Genomic DNA, 17,312 nt, shown 5'->3' with positions numbered 1-17,312 from the left:
CCGAGCTGCGCCGGGCGCGGCGCCTCGCGCACCAATGATATCAAAAAAAAGAGCGGCACTCCGAAGAGTGCCGCTCCCATTCCGTCATCCCCTAGGGGAGTGATCAGAACTTGAAGGTTGCGCCCACGTACAACATGCGGCCGTACAGGTCGTAGGTGTCCGCCACCGTCTGCGTGCCCGGCCAGGTGACCTGGTTGGTGTCGCCGAACACCGGCGGCTTGGTGTCGAGCAGGTTGTTGACGCCGGCATACAGCTCCATCTGCTGCTTCTCGCCGACCATCACCTTGCCCTGCAGGTTGTGGTAGAAATAAGCGGAGATGCGCTGCGGGTTGGCGCTGGCGAGGTTGTCGACCAGCGGACCCATATAGTCGAGGCGGTAGTTCAGCTGGAACTTCGGGGCGCTGAACGTGACATTGGCCACGCCCTTGTCCTTGAAGCCCGAACCCAGACGGCCGCAGCTATAGCAATCGGCCTGGCCCAGCTCGTTCTGCGGCGCGGCGCCCGGGAACGGCGTCTGCTGCTGCTTGAAGCGATGGTTGTACATCACGTCGAAGTCGAAGCGCGATGCGCCGACCGGCACCGCATAGCGCGCTTCAACGTCGATCCCCGACACCAGGTACGAGCCGGTGTTGAAGTTGATGGCGTTGACGCGCGTGATGAAGCCGTTGCTGTCACGGATCACGTTGTTGCAGAACTCGGCGTTGCCGGTGGCAAGGCATTCGTCTGCCGATACCTGCTGACCGATGATGCCAATCGCGTTCTTCACCTTGATGGTGTAGTAGTCGACGGTCATGCTGAAGTTCTTGAAGAACGTCGGCGTGATCACGGCACCCGCGGTGAAGGTGTCGGCGGTTTCTTCGCGCAGATTGGCGTTGCCGCCCAGCAGACCGTCGATCGTCTGGATCTGTGCCGTGCTGTACGCGAATGCGCCGCGGGTGGCGATCGTGTTGGCGATGCCCGGGATGTTGCGGCATGCCGGGTTCAGCGCGCCGGTGGGTGCGCCGTCGCCTTCGCCGCCGCGCTGGTCGCACGGGTCGACCACGGCCGGGAAGGTCTGGCTCAGCGACGCGAACAGCTCACCGATGTTCGGTGCACGGGTCGCGCGCGAGTAGACGCCGCGGAAGCGGATGTCCGAAGTCGGCGCGAAGGTCGCACCGCCCTTGAAGCTCCACACGCCGCCGACGGTCGAGTAGTCGGCGTAGCGCGCTGCGCCTTCGAGGCCGAGATACTTGATGCCCGGACGGTCTTCGACGATCGGGGCGACGACTTCGACGAAGCCTTCCTTCACGTTGAAGCTGCCGCGGGTGTTGGTGATCTGGTTGCCCGCGCTCAGGCCCGCCTGGGTGAACGGATCGAAGGTCTCGGTGCTCTTCTCGTGGCGATATTCGCCGCCGAACGAGATCGCGACCGGGCCGCCCCACAGAGAGAACAGATCGCCGTTGATGCTGCCGGAGACGACGTCCTGGTTAACCTTCGCCAGATAGTCGTAGGACACGTTGGTGCCGTTGACCAGCTGCACGGTGCCGCCGTCGACGAGCGTCACATTGCGGGTCGGGCCGGTATACTTCTGCAGGAACTGCGCGGCTGCCGCCGTGACGGTGTTGGCGCCGAAGATGTTGATCGGTACGCAGCCCGCCGCGCGCGCCGCCGCATCCGAACAGCGGACCGTGCCATCGGGGCCGATCTCGTTGCTCAGTGCCGCGCCGTAGTTCGGCGTGTAGATCGACTGGGCGGTGGTGTGGTCGCGGCTTTCCGAGTGCTCGTAATAGATGTCGTACGACCAGTTGGTGCCGGCGGTGAACTGACCCTTCGCACCGAGCACGCCGCGATAGAAATCGCGCTCGTTCTTGTTGCTGCGGCTGAAGATGTCGTTCGAACGACGACGGAACTGGACCACGTCGACGCCGTTGGCGATGGCTGCGTCGCGAATCGCGGCCGGAACATAGGGGCTGCTGATCGGAATGCCCGCATAGGCCGAACCGTCAAAGTTCAGTGCCGCGCCGGCGCTCGTGTTGTCGATCGCCGACGGCTCGAGCGAAGCGTTCGAGTTGGTGCGGCTGTACTGGCCCTGCGCGTAGAGCTTGAACGCATCCGAGAAGTCGTAGTGCGCCAGCACCGCGCCCTGATACCGCTCGACCGGCACCGAGAGAAGGCGGTCACCATTGCGGTTGTACCCGTCGACATTCGCGCCCTGATAGCCCTTCAGGTTGTTGTTCGGGCCGAAGGTGAAGGTGGAGGGGTTGCCGGCCGCGAACTGCGTCACGCCCGGAGCGCTGACGTCGAACAGGCCCTGCGCGGGGTAGGAGCTGCGGTTCGGCAGATCGCGCGACGAGAAGGCGCGGTCGCGCGAGCGCAGGCCGTGATCGTTGTCGTAGCTGAAGTTCGCGGTCACGTTGCCGCGGCCGCCGCCGAAATTCTGGCCGCCGGTGATCGTGACATACTGGCGCGCTGCGTCGCCCTTGTCCGAAAGGGTGTTCTGCGCACGGACGCGCAGGCCCTGGAAGTCGTTCTTCAGGACGAAGTTGACCACGCCCGCGATCGCTTCCGAACCATAGACGGCCGAGGCGCCGCCGGTGACGACTTCAACGCGCTGGACCAGGTCGGTCGGGATGTTGTTGACGTCGACGGCCGAGCTGCCGGCGATGCCGAGCGTACGACGACCGTCGATCAGCACGAGGGTGCGCGACGAGCCGAGGTTGCGCAGGTTCACCGTTGCGGTGCCGTTGCCGGTGTTCGAGAAGTTCGAGCTGGTGCGGCTGACATTCTGGCCGACCGACGGCAGCGTGGCGAGCACGTCCTGGACGTTCGACGCGCCGGTCTGCTCGATGCGCTCGGCGCTGACGACGGCGACCGGGGTCGACGACTGGAGGTCGGGGCGCGCGATGCGCGAGCCGGTCACGACGATTTCGGAGCCGGCACCCTGCTGTGCGGCATCGGCCGTGCCATTCTGGTCCTGGGCAAATGCGGGCGCGGCGAACAACGCCACGGCGCCCATTCCTGCCAGCGCCGTGCCGGCGCGAAGGGCATACGCGATACGAGACATACCTACTTCTTCCTTTGCTGCGCGCGCCGGCGTTCCGGACGGAGGGGCACGCGCTCTCCCTACAAGGTGTCGGCAGCGCTGCTGGCGACGACACTGCGGCGGCGCATGAGCCGCTGTAACCAAGGTGTAAAGAAGGTCTCCGTCGGCGGCATGGCTTTGTTTTGGTGTTGTGGCTTATGCAACACAGTTGCGGTTGCACCAGACGTGAGGAAGGTAAGAAATCTGCTATATTCGATGTGTTTACGCAGTAATATTTCACTGTTACCTAACGGCAACAATCTGTAACGCGAAGTAGCATGGCGTAACACCACGATAGGACCATCGCTGCCAAGGGCTGCGTGGCCGGCATAGGGGCATGCATGGGGAAGGAACGCCGCAGGGGCGGGGTCAGGCGCGCGCGGAAAGCAGCTGCCGTGCGCGGGCGGCGTCCTCGTCCATCTGGACGGTGAGGGCCTCGAGGCTGTCGAACTTGGCCTCGGGCCGGAGATAGGCGATCAGCTCGACCTCGAGCGTCTGGCCGTACAGGTCGCCGCTGAAATCGAAGAAGAAGCTCTCGAGCAATTCGATCGGCGGATCGAAGCTGGGGCGGATGCCCAGATTCGCCACGCCGTTCAGCACGCGCCCGTCCGGCAGGCGCCCGCGGACGGCGTAGATTCCGTATTTCGGGCGGAGATACTTGCCGACCTGCATGTTGGCGGTGGGATAGCCGAGCTGGCGGCCCAGCTTGGCGCCGCCCTCCACTTCCGCCGCGATCGCGAACGGACGCGTGAGCAGCGCGGCGGCGGCGCCCGGGTCACCGGCCTGCAGCCGCTCCCGGATGCGGCTGGAGGAAACGATCTGGCCGTCGAGCGCCACCGCGCCCACCGTCTCCGCGGTGAAGCCGAGGTCGCCGCCCAGCGCGGCCAGAGTCGCGACATTGCCTTCGCGGCCCGTGCCGAAAGTGAAGTCCTCGCCCGTCACCACGCCGGCGGCGCCGACCGTCTCGACCAGTTGCTCGGCGAACTGGCGCGCGGTGAGGCGGGCAAGGGTGGCGTCGAAGTGGAACACCAGCATGCCGTCGGCGCCGGCGGCGGCGAACAGGCGCTCGCGCTGGTCGAGCGTGGTCAGCCGGAAGGGCGGGGCGTCGGGCTGGAAGAAGCGGCGCGGATGCGGATCGAAGGTCGCGACGATCGCCGGGCGTCCCTCGGCGCGGGCACGCGCCACCGCGCGGCCGACGACCGCCTGGTGCCCAAGATGGAAGCCATCGAAATTCCCGAGCGCGACGATCGCGCCCCGGAGAGGAAGCGGAACCGCCGAGCCGCCGTCCAGCCGCTGCATGCGGTGGCTATAGGGATTGGCCGGGGCGATGCCAATGGGGGGGGAGCGCGCGCATACTAAAGCCCCTCCCCTTCAGGGGAGGGGTTTGGGGTGGGGCTGTGTCTCACCGAGACTAACAGGCGTTCTGGAATCCCTCCACCCCAACCCCTCCTCCAAGGAGGAGGGGCTTAGATTTTGGAACGCCGCATCCCCACCCGCAGCACCCGCAGCACATTACCCCCCATCACCTTGGCGATCTCCTGCTCGGAAAAGCCGCGATCGACCAGCGCCTGGGTCACCACCACCAGCTGCGACGCGTCGAACCCGGTCGTCACCGCGCCGTCGAAGTCCGAGCCGAGGCCGACATGGTCGATTCCCACCAGGTCGCGGAGATGCGCGATCGCCGCCGCGACGGCGTCGGGGCTGGTCGAGCAGACCGCCGCCTCCCAATAGCCGATCCCCACCACCCCGCCGGTGCGGGCGATACCGCGGATCTCGTCATCGGTGAGGTTGCGGTTGACCTTGCAGGTTGCCTGCACGCCGCCATGGCTAGAAACGACCGGCCGCCGCGCCATGGCGAGGATGTCGGCTACCGCCGCATGACTGGCATGGGCGACATCGACCACCATGCCGAGCGCCTCCATCCGCCGCAGCACCTGCCGGCCGAGCGGCGTCAGCCCGCCCTTGGCGGTCCCATGCATCGAGCCCGCCGCTTCGTTGTCGAAGAAATGCGCGAACCCGGCCATGCGGAACCCCGCCGCGTAGAGCCGATCGAGATTGGCGGGATCGCCCTCCAGATCCTGCAGACCTTCGATCGAGAGCAGCCCGCCGGTCACCTTGTGCCCGGCGGCGCGATCGGCGAGCAGCCGGTCGAGCTCGGCGGGGGTGCGGATCACGCGCAGCGTGCCGGCCGAGGCGGCGGCGGCACGCTCCAGCTTCTCCGCATGCCAGAGCGAGCGCTGGAGCAGCGAGCCCCAGGTTCGCGGCGGCTGCAGCTGCGCAATGGCTAGCAGCGTGATGTTGTCGCTGTCCGCACCATTGGCGTCGTAATTCTGGTGCCGCGGCGTCTTGGTGACCGAGGAGAAGACCTGCAGCGCGACATTGCCCGCCTGCAGCCGCGGCAGGTCGACCTGGCCGCGATTGGCGCGATCGAGCAGGTTGCGCCGCCACAGCAGCGTGTCCGCATGCATGTCAGCGATGGCGAGGCTTGCATGCAGCGCGCGGGTCTGCGGCGTGACATGGGGCAGGGGCACCGGCACGACGCGGTTCATCCCCGCCTCCACCGCCGCCGGCGCGATCCCGAAAAAGCCGAACGCGGCGATGGCCAGCACCGCCGCGACGCCGATCAGGATCGGGTGCTTCATCGCCGCCGCAGGAGGGTCACAAAGTCATAGGCGGGGCGGTCGCCGTCCGCCGGATGCGGTTCGCGCGCGGTCTCCTCCCAATCGGCGGGGTCGAACGCCGGGACATGGGCATCGCCCTCGGCTTCGAGATGCACCTCGGTCAGCTCGATCCGAGCGGCGCGATCGAGGAAGATCGCGAACACCTCCGCGCCGCCGATCACCGCGACGTCTTCGCCCGCCAGCGCCAGCGCCCGCTCGACGTCGTGCGCCACTTCGGCACCGTCCGCCTGCCAGCGGGTATCGCGGGTCAGGACGATGTGGCGCCGCCCGGGCAGCGGGGCAGGGAAGGACTCGAAGGTCTTGCGGCCCATGATCATCGGCCGGCCCAGCGTCTGCGCCTTGAAGCGCTTGAGATCTGCCGGCAGCCGCCAGGGCAGCTGGCCGTCGCGACCGATCACGCCATTGTCCGCGCGGGCGAGGTGGAAGCTGATCATATCGCGACCGGCGCCTTGATGTGCGGCTGCGCGACATAGTCGTGGATCGCGAAGTCCTCATACTCGTACGCGTCGATCGACGGCGCCTTGCGGAGGATCTCCAGCCGCGGCAGCGGACCCGGCGTGCGGCTGAGCTGCTCCTGCGCCTGGTCGAGATGGTTGAGATAGAGGTGGCAGTCGCCGCCGGTCCAGATGAAGTCGCCCACTTCCAGCCCCGCCTGCTGCGCGAGCAGATGGGTGAGCAGCGCATAGCTGGCGATGTTGAACGGCACGCCGAGGAAGATGTCGGCCGAGCGCTGGTAGAGCTGCAGGCTCAGCCGGCCGTTCGCGACATGGCACTGGAACAGGCAGTGGCACGGCGCCAGCGCCATCGCGCCCAGCTCGCCCGGGTTCCAGGCGGAGACGACCATCCGGCGCGAGGCGGGATTGGTCTTCAGCGTTTCGAGCAGCTCGGCGATCTGGTCGATATGGCGGCCGTCGGCGGCTTCCCAGTCCCGCCACTGCTTGCCATAGACCGGGCCGAGATCGCCGTTCTCGTCCGCCCATTCGTCCCAGATGCTGACCTTGCGCTCCTGCAGCCAGCGGACATTGGTGTCGCCGCGCAGGAACCACAGCAGTTCGATCAAAATCGAGCGGAGGTGGAGCTTCTTGGTGGTCAGCAGCGGGAAGCCCTGGCGCAGGTCGAAGCGCATCTGCGCGCCGAACACGCTGCGCGTGCCGGTGCCGGTGCGGTCCATCACCTCCACGCCGTCGTTCAGGGCGCGGGCCATCAGGTCGAGATATTGGTGCATGGCCGGAACCTAGCGGGGCCCGCGGTGCGAGTCATCCGGCTTCGCACCATTTCGGAGGTCCGGAGCGGATCGGGTTGCGGTTCGTGGGCGGGGCGCAGGGTGGCATCGCGGGACATGGTGCTAGCGTCTCCGGACCCGTACATCCTCGACTTGCCGGCTGCGCGCGCGCTGTTCGGCGGGCTGGCCGAGGCGCGCACCGAAATCGCGGCGGTCGCCTATCTGGCGCGGGACGGCCGGCTGCTCGGCATGCGGCACATGCACGGCGAGCACGCCGACATGGTCGACATCCCCGTGCGCTGGGTGGTCGCCGACGCGCTGACGTTCGACGCCGCGGCGGTGGTGATGGCGCACAACCACCCGAGCGGCGACCCGACCCCGAGCGCCGCCGACCGCGCGGCGACCCGCCGCCTTCTCGCCGCGCTCGAACCCATCGAGGTGCGGCTGATCGATCACCTCGTGCTCGCCCAGGGCGGCATGGCGAGCTTCCGCGCACTTGGGTGGCTCTAGCGGGTCAGTGCGGTCAGCACGCTGCGATAATAGGTGATCGAGGGTGCGATCTCGCTGAGCGGGGACTTCTCGTTCAGCCCGTGCGCGAAGCTTTCGCCCGGCGTGGTGAACATCGGGCTGACGCCGTAGCTCGGCACGCCCTTGGCGCGGAACCACATCGAATCGCTGGCGCCCGTGCTCATGCCCGGCACCACCGCGACGCCGGGAAAGCGCGCATGGATCGCATCGGTCACCGCGGCGATCAGATCGGGGCGCAGCGGCGAGGCGGGGCTGGCGACCGAGCCGCTGTCCAGCGTGCGGAGGGTCAGCGTCGGTTCGGCGGCCGCGGTGGCCAGCGTCTGCCGCACTTCCTCCACCGGCGTGCCGGGGAAGATGCGGCAATTGATGTTGGCGGTCGCGCGCTGGGGCAGCGCATTGGTCGCATGGCCGCCATTGATCATGGTTGCGACGCAGGTGGTGCCGGTCTGTCCGACCAAGCTCGGCTCCGCGCGCAGCGCCGCGAGTGCCTCGGCATCGTTCGGGTTGGCGAGAAAGCGGCGGATCATCGCGGCGCGGGCAGGTTCGGCCTTGGCGGCCTCGGCTTCCCAGCTGCCGCGGGTGATCTCGTTGATCTGGCCCGGAAAGGCGTGCGCCTCGATGCGGGTGAGCGCATGGGCGAGCGTGTAGATCGCGTTGTCGCGGCGCGGGGCGCTTGAATGGCCGCCGGGATTGGTGACGGTGAGCTCGAAATCGGCATAGGTCTTCTCGGCGCCGTCGATGCCGAAATAGGTTGGCTTGCCGGCGGCATCGAGCGCGCCGCCGCCGCCGTCGACGTTGAGCAGCAGTTCGGCATCGGGGAAGCGGTCGGCCATCAGCGCGGTCGTCTTCATCGCCGTCTCCTCGTCGCCGGAGAGCAGCAGCACGATGTCGCGCGCAGGCCGGAAGCCGGTGCGCTTGAGGTCGATCAGCGTCGCGACCATCGTTGACAGGTCGTATTTCATGTCGGCGGCGCCGCGGCCGTAGATGAAGCCGTTCTCGATCACCGCGGTGAACGGGTCGCGGGTCCAGTCGGCGGGCTTGGCCTCGACCACATCCATATGGCCCGAGATCAGCAGCGGCTTGGCGCCGCCCTTGGCCTTGCCGGTGCCGCGATAGCGGGCGACCAGATAGGCGGTGTCGCCCACCGGCACGATCTCGACATCGCCCTCGGCAAAGCCGCCGGCGACCAGTGTCTGCTTGAGGAAGGCGGCATAAGCGGGCGTCTGGTTGCCGGGGCCGGCGACCGTGCGGAAGGCGATGCCGCGCTTGAGCAGATCGAGCGCCTGCGCCTCGGCCTGCGGATGCTGCTGGGCATGCGCGGCGCCCGTACCGCACGCAAACGCAAGCGCCACCATGGCAAGGCGAAGAGATGCACGCATGAAAAGTCCCCCGATCGGCTGTTGGATCAGGAGCTTATCGGGTTAAGGGGAGGCGTCAATCGGCGCGCTGCGAGGAGATCGAGCTGGGTGCCCCCGGCTTGTGGATGCTTCGAGCGCTCTGGCCGTCGCCCGGCGCCCTATCTAGCCATTGGCGCGCATTCGGTTGCGGGCCCCGGGTATGTTCAGACGGACGCCTGGGCGCAGGGGAGCCAGAGTCTCGGCCACTTCGCGCCACCTCGGCAAAACGCACCACACGCACGTATGTGGCGCATTTCAGCAAGTTCAGAAAAGCATATTCGTGCGAGCGCCAATGTGCATGCGAATGCCAATTGCTGCAATTCCTTCTCTTCTGCCTGAATTTAATCCAGGTGAAAAATAACCGGGAAGTACTAGTTGTACAAACGATCTCGCAAATGGCGGTGATTGCTACGTATACATGGACGGTACCAGAAACATAATATATAGATGTGACGTCGACTCGTAATAAGCTTTGGGGAGGGGCTTGCGATGATCACGGGGTTATGGACCTATCGTAGTTATCATAACGAGACGGCGCTCATCGGGGATAATCCCCAAGCGGCACTCGCGCTTATATTTGGAGAAGGTGTGTTCGAACTGCGTGCCGGGGATGGCTCGCAGTTCGGTGGCACGCTCGATATGGGCAACGACTATGCGCTGACATTGCGGGGGACGGTCGAGCCGGGATCGACGGACGGGCCGATTGGTTTCCACATTATCGGACTGGGGATCGACAATACGCCGACTGCGGGCTGGCGCTACGACTATCGCGGCGTCACCAGCGTGGCGTGGCCAAATGCCGTGGCGCAGATTCCCTGTCTGCTCGGCACCGTGATCCGGGTGCACCCGCACGGGCCAAGCGCTCCCGCTGGGGTAACTGCATCGTTCATCGCGGTCCGCCAGCCGGGTGGTCCCGGGTCGGCCCCTGCGCCGCAAGGCGAGGCGACCCCATGACCTTATCGGCCCTGGCCCCGCATCGTATATCCGTCCGGCGTGGCGGAACGAAGTGGACGCCGGCCTGGTATCTCGTCGTCGCGAGCCTGGGTGCCTGGGCAGCGCTGCCGTTCGCGCCGATGTGGATGGCGCATTCGAGGTTCTGCGGGCCGGAGGGTCTGTGGCTCGCACCGACCAGCCGCTCGATCCAGCTCGCGCTCGCGCCGGCCCGTCCGGCCACGTGGTGCTTCAGCTGGGCGCTGATGACGCTCGCGATGATGGCGCCGATGCTATTGCCGCCGCTTCGCGCGATGTCGGCGGCGGGACGGGTCGGGTGGGGAGGGACGCGCGCCACGCTGTTCGTCGCAACCTACATCGCGTGCTGGGCGATTGTCGGCATCCCGTTGACGCTCGTCGCCGTTCTGCTCCGGCTGTCGCTACCCGCCCCTTGGCCGCTCGCTTTGGTCTGCGCGACCGCGCTCGCCTGGGAAATTTCCCCCGCAAAGCAGTTCCGTAGCCGATTCCGGCCGAAAACGCTGGAGGGCCCGCTGGCCGCTGCGGCGGATGGCCTTCGCTATGCCATCGGCTGCGTGATCTCCTGCTGGGCGCTGATGCTGCTGCCGCTGCTGGCGGACGGCGCGCATATCGGGGTGATGGCGGCCGTCACGATATGGCTCGCCGCTGCGCCCCATGCGGCTGCGGTCGCGCGGCGCCTGCTCGCCTGGCCAATCGGCGACGCCGCCATGGCGGAGATGCCGAGGCCGAGCGCCTTGCGGAGACCCGAAACCCACCATGCTTCCAGGAAAGGCGCGATCGATGCCGCAAGCGAATGACGCCCCCATCGCCAACCCGACCTATCTCGGCAACATCGCCGGCTTCTTCGACCCGGGCGAGATCCAGTGCATGAGCGCGCAAGGCATCGACCTTGGCAGCTACGAAGGCGTGCGGCGGCACGCGACCGACATCTACGAACAGACGAAGGCGGGCAACATGCCGCTGGGCGGCACACCCTGGACGACCGCGAGGGTGCAGACCTTCCTGAACTGGATCAACACCGGCTTTCCGATGGGCGAACCGCCCACCCCCAGCCCGGATGCCGGCACCAGCCCCGCCGGGGACGATCCGCTGGTGGAGAACCCCACCTATATGGGCGACATCCGCTTCTTCTTCCGGTCCACCGACATCGCGTGCATGAAGCCGTACGGCATCAACCTCGGCACCTATGCGGGGGTGCGGGCGAACGCATCGGCCATCTACCAGGCGACCAAGACCGGCGCGATGCCGATGGGTGGCCCCGCCTGGACCGCCAACCGCGTGCAGACCTTTCTCAACTGGATGAACGCGAACTACCCGAAGGGGTCGGCGCGCGCCCCGCAAGCGCACGCCACCGCGGCGTTGCGCGTCGCTGCTGCGGCGCCGGACGTGCGGCTGCGCAAGAATCTCGCATCGCTCAGCCCGGCCGAGATCGATCAGCTCAAGCTTGCGTTCGGCGCGATCATGGCGCTCGAGCCAGAGGATCCGAAGAGCTATTTCGGCGTGGCCGCGCTGCACGGGCTGCCCAATGCCTACTGCATGCATCACGTTGACGGCTACAATCCGTGGCACCGCGTCTACGTCAATACCTTCGAGGACGCATTGCGCGCCGTGCCGGGCTGTGCCGACATCACGCTGCCCTATTGGGACATCACCGAGCCCGTCCCGCCGGTGCTCTACGAAGCGCCCTTCGCGTCCTACACGCTGCCGGTCGGGCTGAATGGCGACTATCAAAAGGGCTATGTCACCCAGCGCAGCGACGCTGCGACCATCGAGGCGGCGCTGCGGGTCGCCCCCAGCGTCGCGTCCCGCATCACGGCAGCGCTCGCCTCCTCGCGTTGGGGCGCGTTCCAGGCGGGGCAGTTCCAGGGCAATATCATCGCAGCGCATGACGACGGCCATGATTCCTGCGGCGCGACGATGAGCGACCAGAGCGTGGCGGCCTATGATCCGATTTTCTGGTTCTTCCACTGCAACTGGGAGCGGATGTGGCAGAGCTGGCAGGTGCTGGCGAGCGCCGACACCGTCCCGGGCTTCATTTCGACGCTGGATGGCGACACCGATTGGCTGGGCCTTGCGCTCGATCCCTTCCCGATCGACGGCGAGCAGACGATCGTCTGGCCGAACGTCACCTATGAAAAGCTGGCGGGCGGAGGCGCATTGATGGCGCAGGACGTTGCGGGCCATGCCGCGGGCGAACGCGCGTTCCGCATCGCGGCGCCATCACTGGTATCGCTGCGCGTCAAAGATATCGACCGGATGAACATCGAAGGGACGTTCACCGTGTGGCTGCTGGCCGACGGCAAGCCGATTGCACGCCGCGCCTTCTTCCAGCCGCGCGCGCCGCGCGAGTGCACGACATGCCGGAAGCAGGCGCTCGTCAGCCTCGACTTCCCGCTCGAACAGGACCTGATCGCCGGGCGATCGCTGTCGATCGAGATCAAGGCAAGGGCGCCGGCCGGAGGGCCCGAGGTAACGGTGCCGCTGGCGCAGGCCGGCAATCCGACGATCAACATCAGGCTGCTTCTCAGCGAGGACTGACACGCAACGACACCGGCGCATTCCGAAGGGGGCGAAGATGAAGCATGTGACCGCAGTGAATTTGGGCTTGGTCGGCGGATTGATGCTGGCGACCCCCGCGGGGGCACAAACGGTCGTGCACGCCTTTCAGCCACCACCCCTGCTCCCGGGGCAGGACGGGGTGCCGGACGCCGCGCGGCTGCTGGCCGCGAGCCAGGCGCCGGGCTGCCAGGTCAACGGATCGATGTCGCGCAGCGGATCGGTCGTCTCGGTCCGGCTCAACTTCGTCCGGGCGCGCTTCACCATCAACAATCCGGATCCGACGGATCCGCAGCCGCATGGCGAGGATCCGGTCGAGCTGCGTTCCTATGGCGGTTGCCGCTCGGGACCGGTGATCTTCCTCAAGCCGGGCGACACGCTGCGCACCGATCTCGTCAACGACACCTCGACCGATGATCCGAGCTGCCTCCAGCCGCCGCCATCGGGGCTGAGCATGCCGGCGTTGGTCGGCTGCTTCAACACGACCAACATGCACACCCACGGCTTCCATGTCTCGCCTGCGGGCAACAGCGACAATGTGCTCCTGAACATCGCGCCGCAGACGCGCTTCCCGTACGAAGTGAACATCCCGGCCGACCATGCCGCGGGCACCTTCTGGTACCATGCGCATCGTCACGGCTCGACGGCGGTGCAGGTCGCGAGCGGGGCATCGGGCGTGCTCGTCATCAAGGGCGACCGGCCGTATCGCGCACCGACTCCGAGCGACCCGCACCCGATCGCGGATGTCGATACCATCCTGCACGATGTCGCGGGCACGCCGCTGCCCGAACAGATCTTCCTGCTCCAGCAGATCGCCTATGCCTGCTTCCAGAACCTGCCCGGCCAGAAAGGGGGCCCCTGGCAGCAGATCTACACGACGACCGGGCTGTACAACAATGACAGCGACAACAAGAACGGCAATTCGCCCTGGGTCTGCCCGCTGGCGAAGCCGGGGCAACCCGTCTCGCCGGGCGTGGTCGAGAACTTCACGCTGCAGCTCGACTCGTCCTCGATCTGGGACACCAACGGGCGCTTCACCAGCGTCAACGGCGTGGTGCAGCCGACGATCACCGTGCCGGCCGGGCAGATCCAGCGCTGGCGCTTCGTCCATGCAGGGATCCACGACACGGTGAACCTCCAGGTCGTCCGCGCCAGCCCGATCGGGAAGACCAACCTCATCGCCGCGTCTGCGCTGACCGGCAACCGCCAGCAACAGCGCTCCGCCGTCCTGGCGGCCTGCAATGCGACGCCCGCCACGCTCGTCCCCCAGTTCGAGATCGCGACCGACGGCCTGACCCGCACGCACCTCCACACGATCGGCACCGCCCCGAGCAGCGGCGCGCTGCCGTCCAACTTCCTGCAGCCGGGGTATCGCAGCGACGTGCTCGTCGTCTTCCCCGCCGAGGGCGATTATTGCCTGCTCAACCAGGCCGCACCCGCGCCCGAGCGCGTCAGCAACGGCGGGGGCGGCGGGCAGGGGCCCTCGACCCCGCAATTGCTCGCCTATGTCCATGTCCGCGGCGGCACCGCGGTGACGACCGACCTGGAAAGCTATGTCGAGAAATCGCTGTACGACGCGAACCCGCAATTGCCCGCGCCGGTGCGAACCGGCCTGCGCACGGGCGATCTCACCGCCTGGGCGCCCTATCGCGACCTGCCGCCGGCGGACAGCGGCGCGCTGCAGCATGCGGACTTCGCGATCAACTTCCCCGCCTTCACGGTAAACGGCAAGTCCTACGATCCCGACGTCGTCAACATCACGCGCCAGGTCAACACGACGGACGACTGGATCCTCACGGCGCAGGGCGAGCCGCACATCTTCCACATCCACGTCAATCCGTTCCAGATCATCGACGTGACGACCGACGACGGCCACAACAATCAGGTTTCGATCTACAATCCGGACGGCACTTGCAAGAGCGGGCTGGTCGGCGCGGACAAGCAGAAGCTGGCGACCCAATATTGCGGCATGTACCATGTGTTCAAGGACACCGTCGTCGTCGAGAACGGCTATCAGGTACATGTCCGTACGCGCTATGAACGCTATATCGGTGAATTCGTCCTGCACTGTCACATCCTCGACCATGAGGATGCTGGGATGATGCTCAACATCAGCATCGTCCCCGATCTGAACGCGCCCGCCGGCGGATTGGGGATGCCCGGCATGCACCATCCGGGAATGAGCGGTGCGACCGACGCGAGCAAGAAGATGCCGTGACGTCGGCGGCTCGGTGCGGGCAGGGGCATGCGGCGCTTGTCGGCAGCGCCCCTGATCGCCGCGCGGGACTTTCCGGAACGCGGCCTCACCGCAAGTCTTGCCTTGGGCATTGCCAGGTCGGCCATCGCCATGATGCGGCCGTGGATTGCGAATCCCCGCGCGGTGGCCGCCCTGCAAAATTGGAGCGGTAATCCTGCTAGATCCGCAGGTATCGGGAATCGAGAACGCGAATGCGGCGCTGGCCGTCCTCGTCCCAGGCATCACTGCGCGCGGCGTTCTTGCCTCCAACAAGTCCTGACCGTCGATAGTCGTAGATAAACACGACATATCCGCTATGCTGGATATATGGAAAACGAATCGGCCATCGCCGCGCTTGGCGCGCTCGCCCAGGGAACACGCCTCGATGTTTTTCGCCTGCTGGTGCAGCACGAGCCGAGCGGCTTGGCGGCTGGGGAGGTCGCCCGCCGACTGGATGTGCCGCAAAACACCATGTCCGCGCACCTCGCCATCCTCGCGCGGGCCGGCCTCGTGCGATCCGAGCGGCAGAGCCGCTCCATTATCTACCGTGCCAATCTGGAGGGCCTGCGCGCCCTGACGCTGTTTCTCGTCAGGGATTGCTGTGCGGGCAGCGTCGAGCTGTGCGCGCCGCTTGTCGCCGAACCTGCCCCCTGCTGCTGAAAGGACGCGCAATGACCGTCGACATCATCATTTATCACAATGCCGAATGCGGCACGTCGCGCAACGTGCTCGCGATGATCCGCAATGCCGGCATCGAGCCGCACGTCGTCGAGTATCTGAAGACCCCACCTTCGCGGGAGATGCTGGTGGCGCTGATCGATCGCGCCGGCATCAGCCCGCGCGCGCTGCTGCGGGAGAAGGGCACCCCCTATGCGGAACTGGGCCTGGGCGACCCGCTGCTGGCCGACGACGCGCTGGTGGACGCGATGATGGCGCATCCGATCCTCATCAACCGGCCGCTGGTCGTCTCGCCGCTGGGCGTGAAGCTGTGCCGCCCCTCCGAAGCGGTGCTCGACCTGTTGCCGACCGCCCAGCGCGGTGCCTTTGCCAAGGAGGATGGCGAGCAGGTGGTGAATGCCGCCGGCGAGCGGGTGCGCTGACGCCATGTCGACGGTCTCTCGCACACCGGATGTTGCACCTGCGCGCGCCGGGATCGGCACCTTCGAGCGCTATCTGACGCTGTGGGTGGCGCTCTGCATCGTGGCCGGCATCGGCCTCGGGCAGTTGCTGCCTGGCGTGTTCGCATCGATCGCGGCGGCGGAGGTCGCGCGCGTCAATCTGATCGTCGCCGTGCTGATCTGGCTGATGATCATCCCCATGCTGCTCAAGATCGATCTCGGCGCGCTCGGCTCGGTCCGCCAGCACTGGAAGGGCGTCGGTGTCACCCTGTTCATCAACTGGGCGGTGAAGCCCTTCTCGATGGCGGCACTGGGCACGCTGTTCATCGGCTGGCTGTTCACACCGCTTCTGCCGGCGGGCGAGGGCCCATCCTACATCGCCGGCCTCATCCTGCTCGCCGCGGCGCCTTGCACGGCGATGGTCTTCGTCTGGTCGAACCTCTGCGGGGGGGAGCCGACCTACACGCTGTCGCAGGTCGCGCTGAACGACGTGCTGATGGTGTTTCTCTTCGCGCCGCTGGTTGGCCTGCTCCTCGGCGTGGCGTCGGTGACGGTGCCGTGGGACACGCTGCTGATTTCGGTCCTGCTCTACATCGCCGTGCCGGTAATCGCTGCCCAGCTCGTCCGTCGCGCCGTGCTGGCGAGCGGCGGGCAGATCGCGCTGGATCGATTGCTCGGCCGTCTCGGTCCCGTGTCGCTCGTCGCACTGTTGACGATGCTCGTTCTGCTGTTCGGCTTCCAGGGCGAGGCGATCGTCGCGCAGCCGCTGGTGATTGCGCTTCTGGCAGTGCCGATCCTCCTCCAGGTCTATCTGAATGCCGGTCTGGCCTATTGGCTGTCCCGCCGGTTCGGGGTGGCCTGGTGCGTGGCCGCACCCGCAGCGCTGATCGGCGCGTCCAACTTCTTCGAGCTGGCGGTAGCCGCCGCCATCTCGCTGTTCGGGCTCAAATCGGGTGCGGCGCTGGCGACGGTCGTGGGCGTGCTGGTGGAAGTGCCGGTGATGCTATCGGTCGTCGCATTCGTGAAGGCCTCTCGGGGCTGGTACGAACGGGGATCTGCTGCCTGATATCGCTCGCACGTCGGATGATCCGCATGTGCTGCCGTCCCTCGCTGCCGCCCATGCCCATTCGCGGCCGGCATTTGGGCTGGGCATGCTCCACCCGTCCACCGCATCCTGCTGCTCCACGCCGCGCCGGCGCTTGCGCTTCGATCGAACCAGACGCGCGATCACGAACCCGGCAGATCCGAAAATGCCGCGGATTGGAGCGGCTTACCAGCGGTATGGAATTTCGTGCAATCGGAAGATGGAGCGGGTGAAGGGAATCGAACCCTCGTCGTAAGCTTGGGAAGCTTCTGCTCTACCATTGAGCTACACCCGCGTGCGCGCCACAGGGCTGTGGTTCGGCAGCGTTGCTGGTGGGCGGAATAGCGTCGCTTCGCTGCAGTGGCAATGGGGTAGATGACGCTATTGGCGCATCTGCGCGCCGGCAATATGGCACGCCGGGCGGCGCGGCGCTTGGCACGCGTTGCTATGCGATATAGCA

14 protein-coding genes and 1 tRNA gene are annotated in these 17,312 nt (G+C 66.7%); 8 read left to right on the top strand and 7 right to left on the bottom strand.

Translation table 11 applies throughout. The features are described from left to right. Positions 1-103 precede the first annotated feature (103 nt). The 5 genes from BM009_RS03555 to BM009_RS03535 all read right to left on the bottom strand — a co-directional run bounded on the left by BM009_RS03555 (position 104) and on the right by BM009_RS03535 (position 6,967). Positions 104-3,043: a TonB-dependent receptor plug domain-containing protein gene (locus BM009_RS03555; RefSeq protein WP_254772131.1), complete on the bottom strand. Its 2,940-nt coding sequence runs from the start codon at positions 3,041-3,043 to the stop codon at positions 104-106. Between the two features lie 387 nt (positions 3,044-3,430). Beyond that, a complete protein-coding gene (locus BM009_RS03550; RefSeq protein ID WP_093293880.1) occupies positions 3,431-4,360 on the bottom strand; it encodes a bifunctional riboflavin kinase/FAD synthetase in 930 nt (309 codons plus the stop codon). Between the two features lie 167 nt (positions 4,361-4,527). Continuing rightward, positions 4,528-5,703: a dipeptidase gene (locus BM009_RS03545; RefSeq protein WP_093293878.1), complete on the bottom strand. Its 1,176-nt coding sequence runs from the start codon at positions 5,701-5,703 to the stop codon at positions 4,528-4,530. Next, on the bottom strand, positions 5,700-6,176 hold the full coding sequence (locus tag BM009_RS03540) for a dihydrofolate reductase (protein WP_093293877.1): 477 nt from the start codon (positions 6,174-6,176) through the stop codon (positions 5,700-5,702). Before BM009_RS03540 ends, BM009_RS03545 begins: the two co-directional genes overlap by 4 nt. Next, complete coding sequence (locus BM009_RS03535) at positions 6,173-6,967, bottom strand: thymidylate synthase (RefSeq protein ID WP_093293875.1); 795 nt, start codon at positions 6,965-6,967, stop codon at positions 6,173-6,175. The genes BM009_RS03540 and BM009_RS03535 overlap by 4 nt, the downstream gene beginning before the upstream one ends. A 114-nt stretch (positions 6,968-7,081) precedes the next feature. On the opposite strand from BM009_RS03535, the gene BM009_RS03530 reads away from it, so the two are divergent. Then, complete coding sequence (locus tag BM009_RS03530) at positions 7,082-7,474, top strand: JAB domain-containing protein (protein WP_093293874.1); 393 nt, start codon at positions 7,082-7,084, stop codon at positions 7,472-7,474. Here BM009_RS03530 and BM009_RS03525 read toward each other — a convergent pair. After that, positions 7,471-8,871, bottom strand: a complete 1,401-nt coding sequence (locus BM009_RS03525) for a M20/M25/M40 family metallo-hydrolase (RefSeq protein WP_093293872.1) — start codon at positions 8,869-8,871, stop codon at positions 7,471-7,473. The two genes, BM009_RS03530 and BM009_RS03525, sit on opposite strands and share 4 nt — an antisense overlap. Positions 8,872-9,477: 606 nt before the next feature. Here BM009_RS03525 and BM009_RS03520 point away from each other — a divergent pair. From BM009_RS03520 to arsB, 7 genes are all read left to right on the top strand, one after another. Next, positions 9,478-9,843, top strand: coding sequence for a hypothetical protein (locus tag BM009_RS03520; RefSeq protein WP_217644162.1), 366 nt, complete (start codon positions 9,478-9,480; stop codon positions 9,841-9,843). Then, on the top strand, positions 9,840-10,655 hold the full coding sequence (locus tag BM009_RS03515; RefSeq protein WP_093293869.1) for a copper chaperone: 816 nt from the start codon (positions 9,840-9,842) through the stop codon (positions 10,653-10,655). The genes BM009_RS03520 and BM009_RS03515 overlap by 4 nt, the downstream gene beginning before the upstream one ends. Further along, positions 10,639-12,396, top strand: coding sequence for a tyrosinase family protein (locus BM009_RS03510; RefSeq protein WP_175487877.1), 1,758 nt, complete (start codon positions 10,639-10,641; stop codon positions 12,394-12,396). Before BM009_RS03515 ends, BM009_RS03510 begins: the two co-directional genes overlap by 17 nt. Before the next feature lie 37 nt (positions 12,397-12,433). After that, a complete protein-coding gene (locus BM009_RS03505) occupies positions 12,434-14,632 on the top strand; it encodes a multicopper oxidase family protein (RefSeq protein ID WP_217644161.1) in 2,199 nt (732 codons plus the stop codon). Between the two features lie 345 nt (positions 14,633-14,977). Then, entirely contained in the window at positions 14,978-15,310 is a 333-nt protein-coding gene (locus BM009_RS03500; protein WP_093293865.1) for an ArsR/SmtB family transcription factor, read from the top strand. Between the two features lie 11 nt (positions 15,311-15,321). Beyond that, complete coding sequence (gene arsC, locus BM009_RS03495; protein ID WP_093293863.1) at positions 15,322-15,750, top strand: arsenate reductase (glutaredoxin); 429 nt, start codon at positions 15,322-15,324, stop codon at positions 15,748-15,750. A 4-nt stretch (positions 15,751-15,754) separates the two neighbouring features. Next, entirely contained in the window at positions 15,755-16,834 is a 1,080-nt protein-coding gene (gene arsB / locus BM009_RS03490) for an ACR3 family arsenite efflux transporter (protein WP_093294612.1), read from the top strand. A 239-nt stretch (positions 16,835-17,073) separates the two neighbouring features. Here arsB and BM009_RS03485 read toward each other — a convergent pair. Continuing rightward, a tRNA-Gly gene (locus BM009_RS03485) sits at positions 17,074-17,147 on the bottom strand. Between the last annotated feature and the right edge of the window lie 165 nt (positions 17,148-17,312).

This window comes from Sphingomonas sp. NFR04, assembly GCF_900114095.1.
Classification (GTDB): domain Bacteria; phylum Pseudomonadota; class Alphaproteobacteria; order Sphingomonadales; family Sphingomonadaceae; genus Sphingomonas.
The sequence above is the reverse complement of the archived record's forward strand: the minus strand, read 5'-3'. Positions and strand labels throughout refer to the sequence as shown.

Coding starts and splice junctions, on each gene's coding strand:
- BM009_RS03510 (WP_175487877.1), top strand. CDS start 10,639: ATGCCGCAAGCGAATGACGCCCCCATCGCCAACCCGACCTATCTCGGC.
- BM009_RS03550 (WP_093293880.1), bottom strand. CDS start 4,360: ATGCAGCGGCTGGACGGCGGCTCGGCGGTTCCGCTTCCTCTCCGGGGC.
- BM009_RS03525 (WP_093293872.1), bottom strand. CDS start 8,871: ATGCGTGCATCTCTTCGCCTTGCCATGGTGGCGCTTGCGTTTGCGTGC.
- BM009_RS03535 (WP_093293875.1), bottom strand. CDS start 6,967: ATGCACCAATATCTCGACCTGATGGCCCGCGCCCTGAACGACGGCGTG.
- BM009_RS03545 (WP_093293878.1), bottom strand. CDS start 5,703: ATGAAGCACCCGATCCTGATCGGCGTCGCGGCGGTGCTGGCCATCGCC.
- BM009_RS03515 (WP_093293869.1), top strand. CDS start 9,840: ATGACCTTATCGGCCCTGGCCCCGCATCGTATATCCGTCCGGCGTGGC.
- BM009_RS03500 (WP_093293865.1), top strand. CDS start 14,978: ATGGAAAACGAATCGGCCATCGCCGCGCTTGGCGCGCTCGCCCAGGGA.
- arsB (WP_093294612.1), top strand. CDS start 15,755: ATGTCGACGGTCTCTCGCACACCGGATGTTGCACCTGCGCGCGCCGGG.
- arsC (WP_093293863.1), top strand. CDS start 15,322: ATGACCGTCGACATCATCATTTATCACAATGCCGAATGCGGCACGTCG.
- BM009_RS03530 (WP_093293874.1), top strand. CDS start 7,082: ATGGTGCTAGCGTCTCCGGACCCGTACATCCTCGACTTGCCGGCTGCG.
- BM009_RS03540 (WP_093293877.1), bottom strand. CDS start 6,176: ATGATCAGCTTCCACCTCGCCCGCGCGGACAATGGCGTGATCGGTCGC.
- BM009_RS03555 (WP_254772131.1), bottom strand. CDS start 3,043: ATGTCTCGTATCGCGTATGCCCTTCGCGCCGGCACGGCGCTGGCAGGA.
- BM009_RS03505 (WP_217644161.1), top strand. CDS start 12,434: ATGAAGCATGTGACCGCAGTGAATTTGGGCTTGGTCGGCGGATTGATG.